General features: G+C 63.5%; 19 protein-coding genes and 1 tRNA gene. 11 read left to right on the forward strand and 9 right to left on the reverse strand.

Annotated elements, in window-relative coordinates; all coding sequences use genetic code 11:
* Positions 1-67 precede the first annotated feature (67 nt).
* From ybgC to nadA, 11 genes are all read left to right on the forward strand, one after another.
* On the forward strand, positions 68-535 hold the full coding sequence (gene ybgC / locus KVG96_RS03585; RefSeq protein WP_217890844.1) for a tol-pal system-associated acyl-CoA thioesterase: 468 nt from the start codon (positions 68-70) through the stop codon (positions 533-535).
* Positions 525-1,220 (forward strand): protein TolQ, encoded by a 696-nt coding sequence (tolQ, locus tag KVG96_RS03590; protein ID WP_085580467.1) that lies wholly within the window; start codon positions 525-527, stop codon positions 1,218-1,220. The genes ybgC and tolQ overlap by 11 nt, the downstream gene beginning before the upstream one ends.
* A 23-nt stretch (positions 1,221-1,243) precedes the next feature.
* A complete protein-coding gene (tolR, locus tag KVG96_RS03595) occupies positions 1,244-1,696 on the forward strand; it encodes a protein TolR (protein WP_170929939.1) in 453 nt (150 codons plus the stop codon).
* A complete protein-coding gene (tolA, locus tag KVG96_RS03600; protein WP_217890845.1) occupies positions 1,696-2,775 on the forward strand; it encodes a cell envelope integrity protein TolA in 1,080 nt (359 codons plus the stop codon). The genes tolR and tolA overlap by 1 nt, the downstream gene beginning before the upstream one ends.
* A 38-nt stretch (positions 2,776-2,813) precedes the next feature.
* Positions 2,814-4,073 (forward strand): Tol-Pal system beta propeller repeat protein TolB, encoded by a 1,260-nt coding sequence (tolB, locus tag KVG96_RS03605; protein WP_225927298.1) that lies wholly within the window; start codon positions 2,814-2,816, stop codon positions 4,071-4,073.
* A gap of 52 nt (positions 4,074-4,125) precedes the next feature.
* Positions 4,126-4,623, forward strand: a complete 498-nt coding sequence (gene pal, locus KVG96_RS03610) for a peptidoglycan-associated lipoprotein Pal (RefSeq protein ID WP_003178634.1) — start codon at positions 4,126-4,128, stop codon at positions 4,621-4,623.
* Between the two features lie 6 nt (positions 4,624-4,629).
* On the forward strand, positions 4,630-5,463 hold the full coding sequence (gene ybgF, locus KVG96_RS03615) for a tol-pal system protein YbgF (protein WP_217890846.1): 834 nt from the start codon (positions 4,630-4,632) through the stop codon (positions 5,461-5,463).
* Between the two features lie 181 nt (positions 5,464-5,644).
* Complete coding sequence (gene queE / locus KVG96_RS03620) at positions 5,645-6,292, forward strand: 7-carboxy-7-deazaguanine synthase QueE (protein ID WP_217890847.1); 648 nt, start codon at positions 5,645-5,647, stop codon at positions 6,290-6,292.
* A 1-nt stretch (position 6,293) separates the two neighbouring features.
* On the forward strand, positions 6,294-6,986 hold the full coding sequence (queC, locus tag KVG96_RS03625; RefSeq protein ID WP_217890848.1) for a 7-cyano-7-deazaguanine synthase QueC: 693 nt from the start codon (positions 6,294-6,296) through the stop codon (positions 6,984-6,986).
* A 63-nt stretch (positions 6,987-7,049) separates the two neighbouring features.
* A tRNA-Lys gene (locus KVG96_RS03630) sits at positions 7,050-7,125 on the forward strand.
* 271 nt (positions 7,126-7,396) lie between these two features.
* Positions 7,397-8,455, forward strand: coding sequence for a quinolinate synthase NadA (gene nadA, locus KVG96_RS03635; RefSeq protein WP_085636610.1), 1,059 nt, complete (start codon positions 7,397-7,399; stop codon positions 8,453-8,455).
* A gap of 132 nt (positions 8,456-8,587) precedes the next feature.
* On the opposite strand, the gene KVG96_RS03640 is transcribed toward nadA, so the two are convergent.
* The 9 genes from KVG96_RS03640 to arcC all read right to left on the reverse strand — a co-directional run bounded on the left by KVG96_RS03640 (position 8,588) and on the right by arcC (position 19,179).
* A complete protein-coding gene (locus KVG96_RS03640; RefSeq protein ID WP_217890849.1) occupies positions 8,588-9,076 on the reverse strand; it encodes an RDD family protein in 489 nt (162 codons plus the stop codon).
* Positions 9,077-9,173: 97 nt separating this feature from the next.
* Positions 9,174-9,386 (reverse strand): cold-shock protein, encoded by a 213-nt coding sequence (locus KVG96_RS03645; protein WP_085580487.1) that lies wholly within the window; start codon positions 9,384-9,386, stop codon positions 9,174-9,176.
* 404 nt (positions 9,387-9,790) lie between these two features.
* A complete protein-coding gene (gene gcvT / locus KVG96_RS03650; protein WP_217890850.1) occupies positions 9,791-10,915 on the reverse strand; it encodes a glycine cleavage system aminomethyltransferase GcvT in 1,125 nt (374 codons plus the stop codon).
* A 42-nt stretch (positions 10,916-10,957) separates the two neighbouring features.
* Positions 10,958-12,334 carry an L-serine ammonia-lyase gene (locus KVG96_RS03655; protein WP_217890851.1) on the reverse strand — a complete coding sequence of 459 codons (1,377 nt, stop codon included), beginning with the start codon at positions 12,332-12,334 and terminating at the stop codon, positions 10,958-10,960.
* Between the two features lie 169 nt (positions 12,335-12,503).
* Complete coding sequence (gene gcvP, locus KVG96_RS03660) at positions 12,504-15,356, reverse strand: aminomethyl-transferring glycine dehydrogenase (RefSeq protein WP_217890852.1); 2,853 nt, start codon at positions 15,354-15,356, stop codon at positions 12,504-12,506.
* 11 nt (positions 15,357-15,367) lie between these two features.
* The gene (gene gcvH, locus KVG96_RS03665) at positions 15,368-15,751 is read right to left on the reverse strand and encodes a glycine cleavage system protein GcvH (protein ID WP_217890853.1); all 384 of its coding nucleotides are present in this window, start codon (positions 15,749-15,751) and stop codon (positions 15,368-15,370) included.
* A 421-nt stretch (positions 15,752-16,172) separates the two neighbouring features.
* Positions 16,173-17,681 carry a transcriptional regulator GcsR gene (gcsR, locus tag KVG96_RS03670; protein ID WP_217890854.1) on the reverse strand — a complete coding sequence of 503 codons (1,509 nt, stop codon included), beginning with the start codon at positions 17,679-17,681 and terminating at the stop codon, positions 16,173-16,175.
* A gap of 144 nt (positions 17,682-17,825) precedes the next feature.
* Complete coding sequence (locus KVG96_RS03675) at positions 17,826-18,188, reverse strand: DUF5064 family protein (RefSeq protein WP_217890855.1); 363 nt, start codon at positions 18,186-18,188, stop codon at positions 17,826-17,828.
* A gap of 61 nt (positions 18,189-18,249) precedes the next feature.
* Positions 18,250-19,179, reverse strand: a complete 930-nt coding sequence (arcC, locus tag KVG96_RS03680) for a carbamate kinase (RefSeq protein ID WP_217890856.1) — start codon at positions 19,177-19,179, stop codon at positions 18,250-18,252.
* Positions 19,180-19,263 lie beyond the last annotated feature (84 nt).

The following is a 19,263-nucleotide window of genomic DNA, read 5'->3' on the forward strand; positions in this document are numbered from 1 at the left end:
GAAGCCACCGTTCAACGAAAAACAGTTGCCTGCCCCGATTGGCAACCCGAGGAGTAAGCACTAGAGTATGCGCGCGCAAAACGGGCTTGAGCCGTTCGCACATCGTTGTCGCGTTTATTACGAGGACACCGATGCCGGCGGCATCGTGTATTACGTTAATTACCTCAAGTTTATGGAACGGGCTCGAACCGAGCGGCTCCGGACGCTGGGCTTCGCCCAGTCGGCGCTGGCCGGGGAGGACCTGTTGTTCGTCGTGCATTCCAGCGAAGCGCGCTACCACGCGCCGGCGCGACTGGACGACGAGCTTCTGGTAAGCGCTGATGTAGTCGAATTGAACCGCGCCAGCCTGCGCTTCAGACAGCAAGTCAGGCGGGCGACGGATAATGTGCTGCTCTGCGAGGGGCAGTTTCTGGTGGCCTGTGTGCGCACTAACAGTTTGAAACCCCGGGCCCTTCCCGATGACCTGCGTGCGGCCTTCGCCGACGCGGTCGGCACGGGTACACACTCAAAGCAGGAGATAAAGCGTGGAAGCTAACGTCGTCGACCATTCCTCCATGTGGAGCCTGGTCAGCAATGCCAGCATCGTGGTGCAGTTGGTAATGTTGACCCTGGTGGCCGCATCGGTGACCTCATGGATCATGATCTTTCAGCGCAGCAACCTGCTGCGCGCCGGTCGACGCGCCCTGGAGACCTTCGAGGAGCGTTTCTGGTCCGGCATCGACCTGTCCAAGCTGTACCGCCAGGCCGGCAGCAACCCGGATCCGGACTCGGGCGTGGAGCAGATCTTCCGTGCCGGCTTCAAGGAATTCTCCCGCCTGCGCCAGCAGCCGGGCGTCGACCCTGAGGCGGTGATGGAAGGCGTGGCCCGTGCCATGCGCGTGGCCATCTCCCGCGAAGAAGAGAAACTGGAGCAGAGCCTGCCGTTCCTCGCCACCGTTGGCTCCGTCAGCCCGTACATCGGCCTGTTCGGCACCGTCTGGGGGATCATGAACTCCTTCCGCGGCCTGGCCAGCGCCCAGCAGGCCACCCTGGCCACCGTGGCCCCGGGCATCGCCGAGGCCCTGGTCGCCACCGCGATCGGCCTGTTCGCCGCGATCCCGGCGGTCATCGCCTACAACCGCTTCTCCGCCCGCAGCGAAACCTTGCTGGGCCGCTACTACACCTTCGCCGACGAGTTCCAGGCGATCCTGCACCGCAAAGTGCACACCAGCGAAGACTGAGCAGGTAAATCCCAATGGCTTTAATCACTCGAGCCCGACACAAGCGCAAGCCGGTCGCCGAGATGAACGTGGTGCCTTACATCGACGTGATGCTGGTGCTGCTGGTCATCTTCATGGTGACTGCGCCGATGCTCAATCAGGGCGTGAAGGTGGATCTGCCGAAGGTATCCAGCGATGCCTTGCCGCAGGACAACAACACCCAGGTGCTGACCATTTCCATCAAGGCCGACAAGACCTACTACTGGAACCTGGGCAGCGAAGTGGACACCGAGAAGCAGCAGGACCGCGCCATGACCCTGCCGCAGATGACGGATGCGGTGACCAAGATCATCCGTGCCGGCAACGAAGGCGGCAAGCACACCCAGGTCTTCATCCGCGGCGACAAGTCCGTGGACTACGGCGCCGTGATGGGCGCCATGGGCGGGCTGCAGAAAGCCGGGGTCGGTAACGTTGGCTTGATCACCGAGGCCCCCTGATGCAGGCACAGCGAGAGCCGTCAGCCTCGGAAAGCTACTTCTGGCCCAGCGTCTGGGCAATCGGCTTGCACGTGCTGGTGTTCGGCATGCTGTTCGTCAGTTTTGCCCTGACGCCTGAGCTGCCGCCGGCCAAACCGATCGTCCAGGCGACCCTGTACCAGCTGAAATCGAAAAGTCAGGCGACCACCCAGACCAATCAGAAGATTGCGGGTGAGGCGAAGAAATCCGCCGCGCGCCAGACCGAAGTCGAGCAGATGGAGCAGAAAAAGGTCGAGCAGGAAGCGGTGAAGGCCGCGGAACAAAAGAAAGAAGAAGCGGCTCAAAAGGCCGAGGAAGCCAAGAAGGCCGACGAGGCGAAGAAAGCGGAAGAGGCGAAGAAGGCTGACGAAGCCAAGAAGGCCGACGACGCGAAGAAAGCCGCCGAAGCCAAGAAGGCAGAAGAGAAACAATTGGCTGATATAGCCAAGAAGAAAGCTGAAGAAGAAGCCAAGAAGGCTGCTGAAGAAGAGGCCAAGAAAGCGGCCGCTGAAGAAGCCAAGAAGAAGATCGTCGAAGACGCGAAGAAGAAAGCCGCCGAAGACGCCAAGAAGAAAGCTGAAGCTGAAGAGGCGAAGAAGAAAGTCGCCGAGGAAGCGAAGAAGAAAGCTGCCGCCGACGCTGCGAAGAAGAAAGCGCAGGACGCGGCGCGCAAGTCTGCCGAAGACAAGAAGGCCCAGGCCTTGGCGGATCTGCTTTCCGACACGCCGCAGCGCCAGCAGGCCTTGGCCGATGAGCAGGGCGACGAAGTCGCGGGCAGTTTCGATGACCTGATCCGTGCGCGGGCAGCGGAAGGCTGGGCCCGTCCGCCTTCGGCACGCAAAGGCATGACGGTTGTGCTGCAGATCGGCATGTTGCCGGACGGCACCGTGACCACGGTCAGCGTGGCCAAGTCCAGCGGCGACGGTCCGTTCGACGCTTCGGCGGTGGCGGCGGTCAAGAACATTGGACGATTGACGGAAATGCAGGGAATGAAGCCGAGCGATTTCGCTCCGTATCGTTCCTTCAAGATGACATTCACACCTGAGGATCTAGCCTTGTGAGAAACCTTCTTCGAGGATTGCTGATCGCGGTCTGCTGCATGGCAGGGATCGCGATGGCGGATGAAAAGAACATTCTGGTCACCAGCGGCAGCGATCGGGCGACCCCGATCGCCGTCGTGCCGTTCGGTTTCCAGGGCGGTGCCGTCCTTCCGGACGACATGGCTGAAATCATTGGTAACGATTTGCGCAACTCGGGCTATTACTCGCCGATTCCGAAGCAAAACATGATCAGCCAGCCGAGCCAGCCGAGCGAAATCATCTTCCGTGACTGGAAGGCGGTGGGCGCCCAGTACATGATGGTCGGCAGCATCGTTCCGGCGGGCGGTCGCCTGCAGGTGCAATGGGCGCTGTTCAACGTCGCCACCGAGCAGAAAGTGGCCGACGGCAGCGTTTCCGGCACCACCGAGCAGCTGCGCGACATGGCGCACTACATCTCCGACCAGTCGTTCGAGAAGCTCACCGGCATCAAGGGTGCGTTTTCGACCCGTCTGCTGTACGTGACGGCCGAACGCTTCTCCGAGAAGAACACCCGTTACACCCTGCAGCGTTCGGACTACGACGGCGCCCGCGCCGTGACCCTGCTGCAATCGCGCGAGCCGATCCTGTCGCCGCGTTTCGCCCCGGACGGCAAGCGCATCGCCTACGTGTCGTTCGAGCAGAAGCGTCCGCGGATCTTCGTGCAGAACATCGACACCGGTCGCCGCGAGCAGATCACCAACTTCGAAGGCCTGAACGGCGCGCCGGCCTGGTCGCCTGACGGCAATCGCCTGGCGTTCGTGCTGTCCAAGGACGGCAACCCGGACATCTACGTGATGAACCTCGGTTCGCGCCAGATCACCCGCGTGACCGCAGGTCCCGGCATCAACACCGAACCGTACTGGGGCAAGGATGGCTCGACCATTTACTTCACCTCCGACCGTGGCGGCAAGCCGCAGATCTACAAGACCAGCGCCGGTGGCGGCGGTGCCGAGCGCGTGACGTTCGTGGGCAACTACAACGCCAACCCGAAACTGTCGGCCGACGAAAAGACCCTGGTGATGATCCATCGTCAGGACGGTTTCACCAATTTCAAAGTGGCGGCCCAGGATCTTCAGCGCGGAAGCGTAAAAATCCTCACTGATAGCACTCTGGACGAGTCGCCTACTGTTGCGCCCAACGGCACCATGGTAATCTACGCCACCCGCCAGCAGGGCCGGGGAGTCTTGATGCTCGTGTCCATTAACGGACGCGTGAGGCTCCCGCTTCCTACCGCTCAAGGCGAAGTCAGAGAACCGTCCTGGTCCCCTTACCTGAACTGACGCGGCGCTTTACGTTTTACTTAACACACTGGGGTTCATTAGGAGTTTCACGATGGAAATGCTGAAGTTTGGTAAATTTGCTGCGCTGGCTCTGGCCATGGCTGTAGCTGTAGGTTGCTCGTCCAAGGGCGGCGACAACGCCGGTGAAGGCGCTGTCGATCCAAACGCTGGCTACGGTGCAAACACCGGCGCCGTTGACGGTTCCCTGAGCGAAGAAGCTGCTCTGCGCGCAATCACCACCTTCTACTTCGAATACGACAGCTCGGACCTGAAGCCAGAAGCCATGCGCGCTCTGGACGTTCACGCCAAAGACCTGAAAGCAAACGGCGCTCGCGTTGTTCTGGAAGGCAACACCGACGAACGTGGTACTCGTGAGTACAACATGGCACTGGGCGAGCGTCGTGCGAAAGCCGTTCAGCGCTACCTGGTACTGCAAGGTGTTTCCCCAGCTCAGCTGGAACTGGTTTCCTACGGCGAAGAGCGTCCAGTTGCCACCGGCAACGACGAGCAGTCCTGGGCTCAAAACCGTCGCGTCGAACTGCGTAAGTAATTCGATATGCGAACGTGCCGTCGTGCTGTAACTGTCCTGGCTCTCAGCCTCGCGCCGCTTGCGGCGTGGGCTGCGGTTCCTGTGGTCGATGACAACTCCGGTTACAACAGTAGCGGGAGCAGTTATCCGCCTGCGGGTTACGGTACGAACGGCGCCTATGCCGGGGGAGCGGCTACGGCCCCTGCCTCGGCACAAGGCATGCTGTTCAACCAACTGCAACAGATGCAGGATCAGATTTCGCGCCAGCAAGGCGTGATCGAAGAACTGCAGAATCAGGTTGCGCGCATGAAGCAGGAATCCCTGGAGCGATACCAGGATCTTGATCGGCGCATAGGATCCGGCGGTGCACCTGCCGCGACTCCTGAGAATTCTTCCGCCGGCGGCGATGCAAGTGCCGCCGCCGGTGCTGCCACGGGTGCCGGGGCCGCTGCCCAGGCGCCTGCGGCCAGCAGCGAACCCGGTGATCCGGCCAAGGAAAAGCTGTATTACGATGCCGCTTTCGACCTGATCAAGGCCAAGGACTTCGACAAGGCCAGCCAGGCCTTCGCCGCATTCCTGCGCAAGTACCCGAACAGCCAGTACGCGGGCAACGCCCAGTACTGGCTGGGTGAAGTGAACCTGGCGAAGGGCGACCTGCAAGGCGCAGGTCAGGCGTTCGCCAAGGTTTCGCAGCTGTACCCCAAGCACGCCAAAGTGCCGGACTCGCTGTACAAGCTGGCTGACGTGGAGCGCCGACTGGGTCACACCGACAAGGTCAAAGGCATTCTGCAGCAGGTGGTGGCCCAATACCCGGGCACGTCCGCCGCTCAGCTGGCCCAACGCGATCTGCAGCGCATGTAAGGCCGCTGCCTGGGAACGCGTTACCCGTTCAGAAGAAACCCGCGCCTGTCGCGGGTTTTTTCGTTAGAATTCACGCCCTTTTTTCATGAAACACGCTTCTGGCGATCTGCGCGTTGGCGGGGTGGCCTGAAGTGCCTGACGGAGGCGGACAGCCTGTTTAGCTGTTACGCCCGTGGCGACTATGCAAGACACATTGAGAATCACCGAAGTTTTCTACTCGTTGCAGGGGGAAACGCGGACTGCCGGGCTGCCCACGGTTTTCGTGCGCCTGACCGGATGCCCTCTGCGTTGCCAGTACTGCGACAGCGCCTACGCCTTCAGCGGCGGCACCCTGCGCACCCTCGACGACATCGCCGAGCAGGTGGCCGGTTTCCGTCCGCGCTATGTCTGCGTGACGGGCGGCGAACCCCTGGCGCAGCCCAATGCCATTCCTTTGCTCAAGCGATTGTATGACGAAGGTTACGAGGTCTCGCTGGAAACCAGCGGCGCCCTCGACATTTCGGCCGTCGATCCGCGGGTCAGCCGTGTGCTGGACCTGAAGACGCCGGGCTCGAAAGAGGCCCACCGCAACCGCTACGAAAACATCGAACTGCTGACGCCCAACGACCAGGTGAAATTCGTCATCTGTTCGCGGGAGGACTACGACTGGGCGGTCTCCAAGCTGATCCAGTACGGCCTTGACCGTCGTGCCGGCGAAGTGCTGTTCTCCCCCAGCCACCATGACCTGAGCGCGCGGGATCTGGCGGACTGGATCGTGGCGGACAACCTGCCGGTGCGCCTGCAGTTGCAGTTGCACAAATATCTATGGAACGACGAGCCGGGGCGCTGAGATGACTGAACAACTGAACACCACTGAAAAACGCGCGGTCATCCTGCTGTCGGGTGGCCTGGATTCCGCGACCGTCGTGGCGATGGCTCGTGCAGAGGGCTACAACTGCTACACCATGAGCTTCGACTACGGTCAGCGCTCCCACGCCGAATTGCATGCTGCCGCTCGGGTGGCTCGTGATCTGGGCGTGATCGAGCATAAGGTGATCGGTCTGAACCTGAACGGCATGGGCGGTTCGGCCCTGACCGACAGCAGCATCGACATTCCAGAGGAGCTGGGCGAGGGCATTCCGGTGACTTACGTGCCGGCGCGCAACACCGTGTTCCTGTCGTTGGCGTTGGGGTGGGCGGAAGTGCTCGGGGCCCGGGACATCTTCATCGGCGTCAACGCGGTGGACTATTCCGGTTACCCGGACTGCCGTCCCGAGTTCATCGAATCGTTCGAGCGCATGGCCAATCTCGCGACCAAGGCTGGCGTGGAAGGCAACGGGTTCCGCATCCAGGCCCCGCTGCAGAACTTGAGCAAGGCACAGATCGTTCAGGCAGGCGTGAAGCTGGGCGTGAACTACGGGCTGACCGTTTCCTGCTATCAGGCTGACGATGAGGGCCGCGCCTGCGGCAAATGCGACAGCTGCCGGTTGCGTGCGGACGGCTTCGCGGCGGCCGGAATCAGCGACCCGACACCTTATTTTTGATTTTTTTCAAATTAGGTGTTGAATAGTCCTTAAAAATCAGTATTATACGCGCCACAACGAAGCGGGTCGTTAGCTCAGTTGGTAGAGCAGTTGGCTTTTAACCAATTGGTCGTAGGTTCGAATCCTACACGACCCACCATTTTCGATGTTTCAAAAAGTCTGGAAGGCCCACGCAAGTGAGGATTTCCGGATTTTTTTTTGCCTGCGATTCGGGCATGCCCGATCCGGTGCCGCCCTGCCGTGACGCAGGTCAGAATCATCTTTTGCATCAACGGGATATTCTGTAGCCTTGCGCAGCTTCAATGCTGTCCGTGCCTGATGACACTCACTCTCCCGGCGGTGCCCTCAAGTGGTCCGGAGCCGGGTGTATACTCGACTTTCGCGCGAATGCGCCTGCAGGTCTTGCGAACATGACGCAGATTTCCGAACGCCTTCTTGTTCAAGCCCACCTCGATGCCAAGCAGCCCAAGCCGCTGACGGCCGAGGAAGAGGCCCACTACCGTTCCGCCATCGCCGCCGAGCTCAAGGCTCAGGACGCCGTGCTGGTTGCCCACTTCTATTGCGATCCGGTCATCCAGGCCCTGGCCGAAGAGACCGGTGGCTGCGTGTCCGACTCCCTGGAGATGGCCCGCTTCGGCAATGCCCACCCGGCCAAGACCGTGGTGGTGGCCGGCGTGAAGTTCATGGGCGAGACCGCCAAGATCCTCAACCCGGAAAAGCGCGTGCTGATGCCGACGCTGGACGCCACCTGTTCGTTGGACCTGGGTTGCCCGGTGGATGAGTTCTCGGCGTTCTGCGACCAGCATCCGGAGCGCACCGTGGTGGTGTACGCCAACACGTCGGCGGCGGTGAAGGCGCGGGCCGACTGGGTGGTGACGTCCAGCTGCGCGCTGGAGATCGTCGAGAGCCTGATGGACAACGGCGAGACCATCATCTGGGGGCCGGACAAGCACCTGGGCACCTACATCCAGCGCCAGACCGGCGCCGACATGCTGCTGTGGGACGGCGCCTGCATCGTCCACGAAGAGTTCAAGGCCAAGCAGCTCGAAGACATGAAGGCGCTGTACCCGGACGCGGCCATTCTGGTGCACCCTGAGTCGCCGACGTCGGTCATCGAGCTGGCGGACGCCGTCGGTTCCACCAGCCAGTTGATCGCCGCGGCCAAGACGCTGCCGCACAAGACCCTGATCGTCGCCACCGACCGCGGCATCTTCTACAAGATGCAGCAGGTGTGCCCGGACAAGGTCTTCATCGAGGCGCCTACCGCCGGTAACGGCGCCGCATGCCGCAGCTGCGCGCATTGCCCGTGGATGGCCATGAACACTCTTGAGCGCACGCTCAAGTGCCTTAAAGAGGGCACCGGCGAGATCTTCGTCGACCCGGCGCTGATTCCGCAGGCGATCCGCCCGCTCAAGCGCATGCTGGACTTCACCCAGGCGGCGCGGATGAAACTGGCCGGCAACGCCTGAACCTGAGTTCCGGCCGCCCATGCTGTAGGAGCGAGCCTGCTCGCGATGGCGGTGCGTCAGTCGATGGATTATCTGACTGACATACCGTTACCGCGAGCAGGCTCGCTCCTGCAGTCGTTTCTGCGCCAAGGATCACTTGGCCTTTTTCGGGATCCGCACCACGCGGGTGTCGGAGTAGATGTCGTGCCAGGTGCGCTTTTGCTTGTCGAACAGCGACCAGAAGAACCCCAGCCCCAGGCACAGCCACGACGCCATCGACACCATGAAGCGCAGCAGCGCCTGCCACAGGGTGATGGCGGTGCCGTCGGCGTTCTGCACGCGGATGCCCCATACCTGCATGCCCAGGGTCTGGCCGGCGTGGGTCCAGAACTTGGCGAAGAAGCCGAACAGCACCAGCAGCAGCACCGTGGAATAGAGGGGATCGCCGTCCAGCTGGCCGGCATCGGTCATGACCCGCAGACGCTCTTCGCCGATGATGGCGGCCTGGATCATCTTGTAGATGCCGCCGGTGACGATCAGCAGGGCGGTGCAGAGCAGGAAGTCATAGAACATCGCTGCCAGGCGACGGCCCAGGCCAACGGCGGGAAAGTCGCCCTGGGGGGAGAGCAGGTGTTTCGACATGGCAGCCTCTGGACGGAAAATGAAGCGCCATTTTACGGATTCGCGCGCACAAAAAAGCCCCTGATATCAATATCAGGGGCTTTTTCGTTACGGAAGATCAGCCTTCTGCGATGACTTCATCAGCCTGCATGCCTTTCTGGCCTTGCACGGCAACGAAGGTCACTTTCTGGCCTTCTTTCAGGCTCTTGAAGCCGCTGCCCTGGATGGCGCGGAAATGCACGAACAGATCCGGACCGCTTTCTGGAGTGATAAAACCAAAACCTTTCTCGTCGTTAAACCACTTGACGGTGCCGCTCTGACGTGTGGACATTTCTTATTTCCTTTGACGCAAAAATTGATGACAGTCTCTTTCTCATGAAAGAGTACTGGGGCTGGTTGCAGGAGAGTAAGAAGACGTCGAACGGGATGTAGCTAACTTGTAGGCTACTGCCCAGGTCACGATTCCAAGCTGACCCATGCAAACACAGTGGGCAAACTCTACGCCAACTACGGGAGGAAAAACAAGCCCTGTGAAGCCCCCGGTTTTCCTGAGCTTGCCGCCACTTACCGGTTCGCGGGCGCAGGCTTAGACGATTGCGTTGTTCAATTGTTTTCGATCGTTATAAGCCAAGTTCATATTCGAATCGAACGTTAAAACAATGCACTGTTTTATGGCGATTGCGTTACACATTAGTGCACGCATAACGCAATCGCGTTACTTATAGAAACAGTCAATCAGCCGCGATAGTAGCGTTGTGGAACAAATGGCATTTTGCTTACAAGCATTGGCACCTTTTTCCCACGCACGATGGCCCAGACCGGCGTGTCGAGGGTGACATAGGCGCTGTCGAGGTAACCCATCGCCACCGGCCCGCCCAAGGTCGGGCCGAAGCCGCCGCTGCACACGCTGCCGATGATCTCGCCGGCTTCATTGACGATTTCCGCGCCTTCGCGCACCGGCGTGCGCTCCTGGGGCAGCAGGCCGACGCGTTTGCGCGCCACGCCGCTCTGCTGCTGGGCGAACACGTTGTCCGCGCCGGGGAAGCCGCCGGCCCTTGCGCCGTCGGCGCGGCGGGGCTTGGAGATGGCCCACAGCAGGCTCGCTTCGATCGGGGTGGTGTCGGTGTTCATGTCGTGGCCGTACAGGCACAGGCCGGCTTCCAGGCGCAGCGAGTCGCGGGCGCCGAGGCCGATGGCCTGGACTTCCGGTTCGGCCAGCAGGGCGCGGGCGAGCTTTTCCGCGTCGGCGGCCGGCACCGAGATTTCGTAGCCGTCCTCACCGGTGTAGCCCGAACGGCTGACGAAGCAGTCCACGCCCAGCAGCTTCACACGGGTGAACTGCATGAAGGTCATTTTCGCCACCTCCGGCGCCAGGCGCGCCAGCACGGTCACCGCCGCCGGGCCTTGCAGGGCGAGGAGCGCACGCTCTTCGAACAGCGCCTCAATGGTGCACTGGCCGCCGATGTGCTTTTGCAGGTGGGCCAGGTCCTGATCCTTGCAGGCGGCGTTGACCACCAGGAACAGTTCGTCGTTGCCCAGGTTGGCCACCATCAGGTCGTCCAGGATGCCGCCGGTTTCGTTGGTGAACATCGCGTAGCGCTGCATGCCCACCGGCAGGTCGATGATGTCCACCGGCACCAGGCTCTCCAGGGCCTTGGCGGCGCCGGCGCCGGTCAGGCGGATCTGGCCCATGTGCGAGACATCGAACAGACCGGCCTGCTCACGGGTGTGCTGGTGCTCCTTCATCACGCCCAGCGGGTACTGCACCGGCATGTCGTAGCCGGCGAACGGCACCATGCGGGCGCCGAGTTCAATGTGCAGGGCGTGGAGCGGGGTTTTCGACAGTGGTTCGGTGGACATCTTCAACTCCTTGGAAGGTGGGCTGCTGCCGATGCGCAGGCATCAGCATTCGATAATGTTGACTGCCAGACCGCCGCGGGCGGTCTCTTTGTATTTGCTTTTCATGTCGGCGCCGGTCTGGCGCATGGTGCGGATGACTTTGTCGAGGGAGACGAAGTGCTGCCCGTCGCCGCGCATGGCCATCCGCACGGCGTTGATCGCTTTCACCGAACCCATGGCGTTGCGTTCGATGCAGGGCACCTGCACCAGTCCGCCGATGGGGTCGCAGGTCAGGCCGAGGTTGTGCTCCATGCCGATCTCCGCGGCGTTCTCCACTTGCTGCACGCTGCCGCCGAGGACTTCGCACAGGGCGCCGGCGGCCATCGAGCAGGCCACGCCGACTTCGCCCTGGCAGCCGACTTCGGCGCCGGAGATCGAGGCGTTCTCCTTGTACAGGATGCCGATGGCCGCCGCCGTCAGGAGGAAACGCACGACGCCGTCGTCATTGGCGCCGGGGATGAAGCGCATGTAGTAATGCAGCACCGCCGGGATGATCCCGGCTGCGCCGTTGGTCGGTGCGGTGACGACCCGCCCGCCGTAGGCGTTTTCCTCGTTGACGGCCAGGGCGTAGAGGTTGACCCAGTCCAGCACCGACAGCGGATCGCGCAGGGACGATTCCGGGTTCTTGCACAGTTGCCGGTGCAGCGCCGCCGCCCGGCGCTTGACCTTCAGGCCGCCCGGCAGGATGCCTTCGTTGCGGCAGCCGGCGGCCACGCAGTCCTGCATCACCTGCCAGATCTTCAGCAGGCCGGCGCGGGTTTCCGCTTCCGGGCGCCAGGCGCTTTCGTTGGTCAGCATCACCTGGCTGATCGACAGGCCGTAGGTGGCGCAGTGGCCGAGCAGTTCCTTGGCGGTCTTGAACGGGAAGGTCAGCGCGGTGGCGTCTTCGACGATGCGGTCGGCCCCGGCGGCGTCCTCGTCGACCACGAAACCGCCGCCCACCGAGTAGTACTCGCGGCTGCGGATCTGCAGGCCGGCGGCGTCGAACGCGCGAAAGATCATGCCGTTGGGGTGGTAGGGCAGAGGCTTGCGGATCATCGCAAGGTGTTCTTTCTCGTTGAACGCGATGTCGTGTTCGCCGAGCAGGTTGAGGCGGCCGCTGGCGCGGATGCCGGCCAGGCGGGCGGTGACGGTGTCGGTGTCGACGGTATCCGGGTGCTCGCCCTCAAGGCCCAGCAGCACGGCCTTGTCGCTGCCGTGCCCCTTGCCGGTGGCGCCGAGGGATCCGTACAGCTCGACCTTCACGCAGACGGTGGCGGCCAGCAGGTTTTCCCGGCGCAGGCCCTCGACGAAGCGCGCGGCGGCGCGCATCGGGCCGACGGTGTGGGAGCTGGAGGGGCCGATGCCGATCTTGAACAGGTCGAACACGCTTAACGACATGGTTGTTCTCCGGTTTCTTGTTATGGGCAGAGCGGGAAAGTTTTGGCTGCAAGCTGCAAGCTGCAAGCTGCAAGCCGCAAGCCGCAAGTTGCAGCCTCTAGCTGCAAGCTGCAAGAAAGAGCCGGTCGGCCTTTGACTTGTAGCTTGCAGCCAGAGGCTTGCGGCTGCTTTAAGCGTAGCTTTCGATCGACGGGCAGGCGCAGACCAGATTGCGGTCGCCGAACACGTTGTCGACGCGGCCGACCGGCGGCCAGTACTTGGCCTCGACCAACGACGCCACCGGGTACACCGCCTGCTCGCGGCTGTAGGGGTGAGTCCACTCGCCGACCAGCTCCGCTGCGGTGTGCGGGGCGTTCTTGAGCGGGTTGTCGTCCTTGTCCAGGGTGCCGTTCTCCACCGCGCGGATCTCTTCGCGGATGCGGATCATGGCGTCGCAGAAGCGGTCCAGCTCTTCCTTGGATTCGCTTTCGGTCGGCTCGATCATCAGCGTGCCGGCCACCGGGAACGACATGGTCGGGGCGTGGAAGCCGAAGTCGATCAGGCGCTTGGCGACGTCATCGACGCTGATGCCGCTGCTGTCCTTGAGCGGACGCAGGTCCAGGATGCATTCGTGGGCCACCAGGCCGTTGCTGCCGGTGTAGAGCACCGGGTAGTGCTCTTCGAGGCGGCGCGAGATGTAGTTGGCGTTGAGGATCGCCAACTGCGAGGCGCGCTTGAGGCCGGCGCCGCCCATCATGCGGATGTACATCCAGGTGATCGGCAGGATGCTCGCGCTGCCGAACGGCGCCGCGCAGACCGCGCCTTCCTTGCGCGCCATCTCGGCGTGGCCCGGCAGGAACGGGGCCAGGTGCGACTTGACGCCGATCGGGCCGACGCCCGGGCCGCCGCCGCCGTGGGGGATGCAGAAGGTCTTGTGCAGGTTCAGGTGCGACACGTCGCCGCCGAACTTGCCCGGGGCGCAGAGGCCGACCATCGCGTTCATGTTGGCGCCGTCGATGTACACCTGGCCGCCGTTGTCGTGAATGATCGCGCAGATTTCGCGGATGCCTTCCTCGAACACGCCGTGGGTCGACGGGTAGGTGATCATCAGCGCGGCGAGGTGCTCGCGGTGCTCGATGGCCTTGGCGCGCAGGTCTTCGATATCGACGTTGCCACGGGCATCGCACGCGGTCACCACCACGCGCATGCCGGCCATGTGGGCGGTGGCCGGGTTGGTGCCGTGGGCGGATGACGGGATCAGGCAGATGTCACGGCGGTCGTCGCCGCGGCTCTGGTGGTAGGCGCGGATCGCCAGCAGGCCGGCGTACTCGCCCTGGGAGCCGGCGTTGGGCTGCAGCGACACCGCGTCGTAGCCGGTGGCGGCGCAGAGCATCGCTTCCAGCTCAGAGGTCAGCTGCTGGTAGCCGGCGCTCTGCTCGGCCGGGGCGAACGGGTGCAGGGCGCCGAATTCGGCCCAGGTCACCGGGATCATTTCGCTGGCGGCGTTGAGCTTCATGGTGCACGAGCCCAGCGGGATCATGGTGCGGTCGAGCGCCAGGTCCTTGTCCGCCAGCTTGCGCAGGTAGCGCATCAGCTCGGTTTCGGAGTGGTAGCGGTTGAACACCGGGTGGCTGAGGATCGGCGACTGGCGCACCAGCGCCGCCGGCAGGGTGTCTTGCGCCGAGGCGGCGAGGGCGGCGAAGTCCGGCAGGGCCTTGCCGTCGGCGAACAGCGCCCACAGGGTCTCGATGTCGGCCCGGGTGGTGGTTTCGTCCACCGACAGGCCCAGGCGCCGGGCATCGACCACGCGCAGGTTGATCCGCTGGGCACGGGCCTTGTCGTGCAATGCGGCGGTCTGCGCGCCGGTGGCCAGGGTCAGGGTGTCGAAGAAGTGCGTCTGCTCGACGTTCAGGCCCAGGGCGCTCAAGCCTTGGGCGAGGATCGCGGTCAGGCGGTGCACGCGGTTGGCGATCTGGGTCAGGCCTTTGGGGCCGTGGTACACGGCGTACATGCTGGCGATGTTGGCCAGCAGCACTTGGGCGGTGCAGATGTTTGAGGTGGCCTTCTCGCGGCGGATGTGCTGCTCGCGGGTCTGCATGGCCAGGCGCAGGGCCGGCTTGCCGAAACGGTCGACCGACACGCCGACCAGGCGGCCCGGCATGTCGCGCTTGAACGCGTCTTTGGTGGAGAAGTACGCCGCATGCGGGCCGCCGAAGCCCAGCGGCACGCCGAAGCGCTGGGCGCTGCCGATGGCCACGTCGGCGCCGAACTCGCCCGGCGGGGTCAGCAGGGTCAGGGCCAGCAGGTCGGCGGCCACGGCCACCAGAGCGTTGGCGGCATGGAAGCGTTCGGTCAGCTCACGGTAGTCGAACACGTCGCCGTTGCTCGCCGGGTATTGCAGCAGGGCGCCGAAGAACGGGGTCACGTCGGTCAGTTCGCGCTCGTCGCCCACGACCACGTCGATGCCCAGCGGCTCGGCACGGGTGCGCAGCACGTCGAGGGTCTGCGGATGGCTGTGGATCGAGGCGAAGAACTGGTGGCTGCCCTTGTTCTTGCTCAGGCGCTTGCAGAAGGTCATGGCTTCGGCGGCGGCGGTGGCTTCGTCGAGCAGGGAGGCGTTGGCGATCGGCAGGCCGGTGAGGTCGCTGATCAGGGTCTGGAAGTTCAGCAGCGCTTCGAGGCGGCCCTGGGAGATCTCAGGCTGGTAGGGGGTGTAGGCGGTATACCAGGCCGGGTTCTCCAGCAGGTTGCGCAGGATCGGCGACGGCGTGTGGCAGTTGTAGTAGCCCTGGCCGATGTAGGTCTTGAACAGTTGGTTCTGGCCGGCGATGGCCTTGATCGCGGCCAGGGCCTGGGCTTCGCTCAGGCCGTCGTCCAGGCCCAGCACGCTGGTGCCCTTGATGCTTTCCGGGATGACGCTGGCGCTCAGGGCCTCGAGGGAGTCGAAGCCGAGGCTGTTGAGCATGGCCTGCTCGTCGCCGGCGCGGGGGCCGATGTGACGGGCGATGAATTCGTTGGCGGTGCCGAGGTTTACTTGGGTCATGTCGCTACTCCTCAGGCTTCGGCTTGGGCTTTGATCAGACGGTCGTAGGCGTCCTGGTCCAGCAGTTTGCCGACGGCGCTGGCGTCGCTCGGCTTGAAGCGGAAGAACCAGCCGTCGCCCAGCGGGTCTTCGTTGACCAGTTCCGGGCTGTCTTCCAGCGCCGGGTTGGTTTCCAGCACTTCGCCGTCGAGGGGCATGTACACGCCGCTGGCGGCTTTGACCGACTCTACGGTGGCGGCTTCGGCGCCTTTGTCGTAGGCCTGCAATTCAGGCAGTTGCACGAACACCACGTCGCCCAGGGCGTTCTGCGCGAAAGCGGTGATGCCGACCGTGACGCTGCCGTCGGCTTCGGCGCGCAGCCATTCGTGATCTTCAGTGAAACGCAACTCGCTCATGGAAACTCCTAGGGGCCGGACTCGTCCGGTGGACGCGGTGGAAGGCTGGGGCGGTAAAGCCCTTGTTTATGGATGGGTACTTAGCAAGAACGCGGCCAATGTTGATTTGTCGTTGTAAATCAATGACTTAGTTAGACTTTGGAGAGCCTGGAACCGACTGTCTGTAGCGAAATCGCTACAGCTGGGGGCGGGGAGAAAAGCTGAACCGGATCAAAGCCTTGCGCGGCGGTGGTCGCAGGCGACTGTATCGATATCGTTCCGCTGTAGCGCTTTCAGTACAGTTGGAGGTCGCATTTGGGCGGATTGCGAATTTCCTGTAGGCGTGAGCCTGCTCGCGACAGCGGTGTGCCAGTCAACGTTATTGTCGGCTGACCCGACGCCATCGCGAGCAGGCTCGCTCCCACAGGGAGCTTGCGGTGTATCAGGGCTTGTTGGGAATGCCGTACTTGCGCAGGCGGTGGGCGATGGCCGTGTGGGAGGTCTGCAGGCGGCTGGCCAGTTGGCGGGTCGAGGGGTAGCTGACGTAGAGGGTCTCGAGCAGGGATTTCTCGAAGGCTTCGACGGCTTGTTCGAGGCTGTCGACGTCGGTGTCGGCCTGGCGCGCCACCGAGGTGCCGGCGATGTCGAGGTCGCCGATGTCCACCAGGCTGCTTTCGCAGATCGCGGCGGCGCGGAAGATCACGTTCTGCAGCTGCCGCACGTTGCCCGGCCAGCGGTTGCCGAGCAGCGCCGGGTAGGTGCCGGGCGCCAGGCGGCAGACCGGGCGCTGGATCTGCGCGCAGGCCTGCTGCATGAAGTGGCGGGCCAGCAGCAGGATGTCCTGGCCGCGTTCGCGCAGCGGCGGCACTTCGACGTTGAGCACGTTGAGGCGGTAGAACAGGTCTTCGCGGAACAGGCCTTCGCTGACCATTTTCTCCAGGTCGCGGTGGGTGGCGCTGAGGATCCGCACATCGACCTTCACCTCGCGGTCGCCGCCGACCCGGCGGAAGCTGCCGTCATTGAGGAAGCGCAGCAGCTTGGCTTGCAGGTACGGCGACATCTCGCCGATCTCGTCGAGGAACACCGTGCCCTGGTTGGCCAGTTCCATCAGCCCCGGCTTGCCGCCGCGCTGGGCACCGGTGAAGGCGCCGGGGGCGTAGCCGAACAGTTCGCTCTCGGCGAGGTTCTCCGGCAGCGCCGCGCAGTTGAGCGCCAGGAACGGCGCGCTGTGCCGTGCGCTGATGGCGTGGCAGGCCCGGGCCACCAGTTCCTTGCCGGTGCCGGTCTCGCCCTGGATCAGCAGCGGCGCATCGAGTGCCGCCACCCGCTGCGCCCGGGTCTTGAGGGTGCGGATGGCCGGGGAGTCGCCCAGCAGCGCATCGAAGCCTTCGGCGTGGTCGTGGTGCAGCGCCGAGAGCTGTTCGCCGATGCGGTTGGGTTGGTACAGGGTCAGCAGGGCGCCGGCGTCGGTGATCGGCGTGGCGTCCAGCAGCAGGGTCTGGCCATTGACGGTGATTTCCCGCAGCGGCAGGCGGAAACCCTGTTCGAGCAAGGTTTCGAGCAGGCCCGGATCGTTGAACAGCTCCGAGACGCTTTCGCCTGCCGGCTCGCGACCGTACAAAGCGATCAGCGCCGGGTTGGCCAGCAGCACCTTGCCGGCGCTGTCCAGCGCCAGCACCGGGTCGGTCATCGCCGCGAGCAACGCATCGAGCTGCAAATGCCGACGCTGGCCGGGGAGGATGTCGACGACGACCACGGCTTCCACGCCGCGCACCCGGAACAGCGCGTCTTTCAACTCTTCGAGCACTTGCGGGCTGAGGGTCGGGGCGTCGATGTAGACGTTGGGCGGCACCATCTCCACCGCATCCAGGTTGAGATTGCGCCCGCCGAGCAGGGCCAGGACTTCCTGGGTGATGCCGACGCGGTCGATGAAGCTGACGTGGATACGCATGGGGCGGTTCAGTGTTCTGCGGTGCGGAGGGTGGCAAGTATGCCTTGGGGCGGGGGGATGGTGAAACCTGTCGCAGCGGTCGGGACGACGCCGGTCCCTGTAGGAGCGAGCAGGCTCGCTCCTACAGGGATTGGGGGATCGGGGTTATTCGAAATGCTCGGGGTTCACCGCGTCGCCGGACTTCATGTTCAGTTGCTGGCGCACGTCCTCGAACATCAGGTCGTAGTGCTTGTGGATCGAGCCGATGCTGCTGAGCGCCTTGGGGATGCCGTACTTCTCGGCGATCTGCGTCACGTTGCGGGCGAAGTTGTAGGCTTCTTCCTTGGGCAGGAAGAATGGCTCGTCCACTGTCTTGCCCTGGATCGTCCCGTGCATCCTGAACTGCATTCCCTTGCCTTTGTGCGGATCCTGGAAGACCTCGTAGGTCAGGCTGATGTCGTAGCTGACGTCGTTCTTGTCCAGCGCATGGCGCTCGATGTGCAGACGGCCGGGTTCGAATTGGGCCATGGTTCTCTCCTTTCAAGGCATGGGAGAAGGGCAGACCCTCGATCTGCCCCGCCGTTTTTTCTTATCGGTAGGTGATGCCGGGTTTCGCGGTGCTGACCCGCGTGCCGGCGGTGCCCTGGACGATGGCTTCGATGTCCGAGAGCGAACCGATCACCGCGACCTTGCCAGTATGGCGTGCGAATTCGCAGGCTGCCTGCACCTTCGGCCCCATGGAGCCGGCGGCGAAGCCCAGGCGCTCCAGTTCGTCCGGGTGGGCCTGGGCGATGGCCTTCTGGGTCGGCTTGTTGAAGTCGATGTAGGCGGCGTTGACGTCGGTGGCGATCACCAGCAGGTCGGCGTCCAGCTGTTCGGCCAGCAGCGACGAGCACAGGTCCTTGTCGATCACCGCTTCGATGCCCTTGAGGTTGCGGTTTTCGTCGTACAGGGTCGGGATGCCGCCGCCGCCGGCGCAGATCACGATGCTGCCCTTGTCCAGCAGCCACTTGATCGGGCGGATCTCGAAGATGCGCTTGGGCCGCGGGCTGGCCACCACGCGGCGGAACTTGTCGCCGTCCGGGGCGATCGCCCAGCCTTTTTCGGCGGCGAGCTTCTCGGCCTCCGCCTTGCCGTAGACCGGGCCGATGGGTTTGGTGGGGTTCTGGAAGGCCGGATCCTTGGCGTCCACCTCGACCTGGGTGAGCAGGGTGGCGAACGGCACTTCGAAGTCCAGCAGGTTGCCCAGTTCCTGTTCGATGATGTAGCCGATCATGCCTTCGGTCTCGGCGCCGAGCACGTCCAGCGGGTAAGGGGTGACCGAGGTGTAGGCCGCCGCCTGCAGCGACAGCAGGCCCACTTGCGGGCCATTGCCGTGGGCGATGACCAGTTGGTTGCCGGGATGGATCTTGGCGATCTGCTCGGTGGCGATCCGGATGTTGGCGCGCTGGTTGTCCGCAGTCATGGGTTCACCCCGGCGGAGCAGGGCGTTACCGCCCAGAGCAACGACGATACGCATGGTGTTGGTCCTTCTGAAAAAGGAAAGTGCAGACGACCCGGTCAACGGTGGGAGCCAGCCTGCTGGCGATGAGGCCCGGTCAGT

Origin of the sequence: Pseudomonas ekonensis, assembly GCF_019145435.1 — a bacterium.
Classification (GTDB): Bacteria; Pseudomonadota; Gammaproteobacteria; order Pseudomonadales; family Pseudomonadaceae; genus Aquipseudomonas; species Aquipseudomonas ekonensis.

What these genes read in the sequence shown, in the direction of transcription:
- ybgC (WP_217890844.1), top strand. Translation starts at nt 68, where the DNA reads ATGCGCGCGCAAAACGGGCTTGAGCCGTTCGCACATCGTTGTCGCGTT.
- tolA (WP_217890845.1), top strand. Translation starts at nt 1,696, where the DNA reads ATGCAGGCACAGCGAGAGCCGTCAGCCTCGGAAAGCTACTTCTGGCCC.
- tolB (WP_225927298.1), top strand. Translation starts at nt 2,814, where the DNA reads ATGGCAGGGATCGCGATGGCGGATGAAAAGAACATTCTGGTCACCAGC.
- pal (WP_003178634.1), top strand. Translation starts at nt 4,126, where the DNA reads ATGGAAATGCTGAAGTTTGGTAAATTTGCTGCGCTGGCTCTGGCCATG.
- ybgF (WP_217890846.1), top strand. Translation starts at nt 4,630, where the DNA reads ATGCGAACGTGCCGTCGTGCTGTAACTGTCCTGGCTCTCAGCCTCGCG.
- queE (WP_217890847.1), top strand. Translation starts at nt 5,645, where the DNA reads ATGCAAGACACATTGAGAATCACCGAAGTTTTCTACTCGTTGCAGGGG.
- queC (WP_217890848.1), top strand. Translation starts at nt 6,294, where the DNA reads ATGACTGAACAACTGAACACCACTGAAAAACGCGCGGTCATCCTGCTG.
- nadA (WP_085636610.1), top strand. Translation starts at nt 7,397, where the DNA reads ATGACGCAGATTTCCGAACGCCTTCTTGTTCAAGCCCACCTCGATGCC.
- KVG96_RS03640 (WP_217890849.1), bottom strand. Translation starts at nt 9,076, where the DNA reads ATGTCGAAACACCTGCTCTCCCCCCAGGGCGACTTTCCCGCCGTTGGC.
- KVG96_RS03645 (WP_085580487.1), bottom strand. Translation starts at nt 9,386, where the DNA reads ATGTCCACACGTCAGAGCGGCACCGTCAAGTGGTTTAACGACGAGAAA.
- gcvT (WP_217890850.1), bottom strand. Translation starts at nt 10,915, where the DNA reads ATGTCCACCGAACCACTGTCGAAAACCCCGCTCCACGCCCTGCACATT.
- KVG96_RS03655 (WP_217890851.1), bottom strand. Translation starts at nt 12,334, where the DNA reads ATGTCGTTAAGCGTGTTCGACCTGTTCAAGATCGGCATCGGCCCCTCC.
- gcvP (WP_217890852.1), bottom strand. Translation starts at nt 15,356, where the DNA reads ATGACCCAAGTAAACCTCGGCACCGCCAACGAATTCATCGCCCGTCAC.
- gcvH (WP_217890853.1), bottom strand. Translation starts at nt 15,751, where the DNA reads ATGAGCGAGTTGCGTTTCACTGAAGATCACGAATGGCTGCGCGCCGAA.
- gcsR (WP_217890854.1), bottom strand. Translation starts at nt 17,681, where the DNA reads ATGCGTATCCACGTCAGCTTCATCGACCGCGTCGGCATCACCCAGGAA.
- KVG96_RS03675 (WP_217890855.1), bottom strand. Translation starts at nt 18,188, where the DNA reads ATGGCCCAATTCGAACCCGGCCGTCTGCACATCGAGCGCCATGCGCTG.
- arcC (WP_217890856.1), bottom strand. Translation starts at nt 19,179, where the DNA reads ATGCGTATCGTCGTTGCTCTGGGCGGTAACGCCCTGCTCCGCCGGGGT.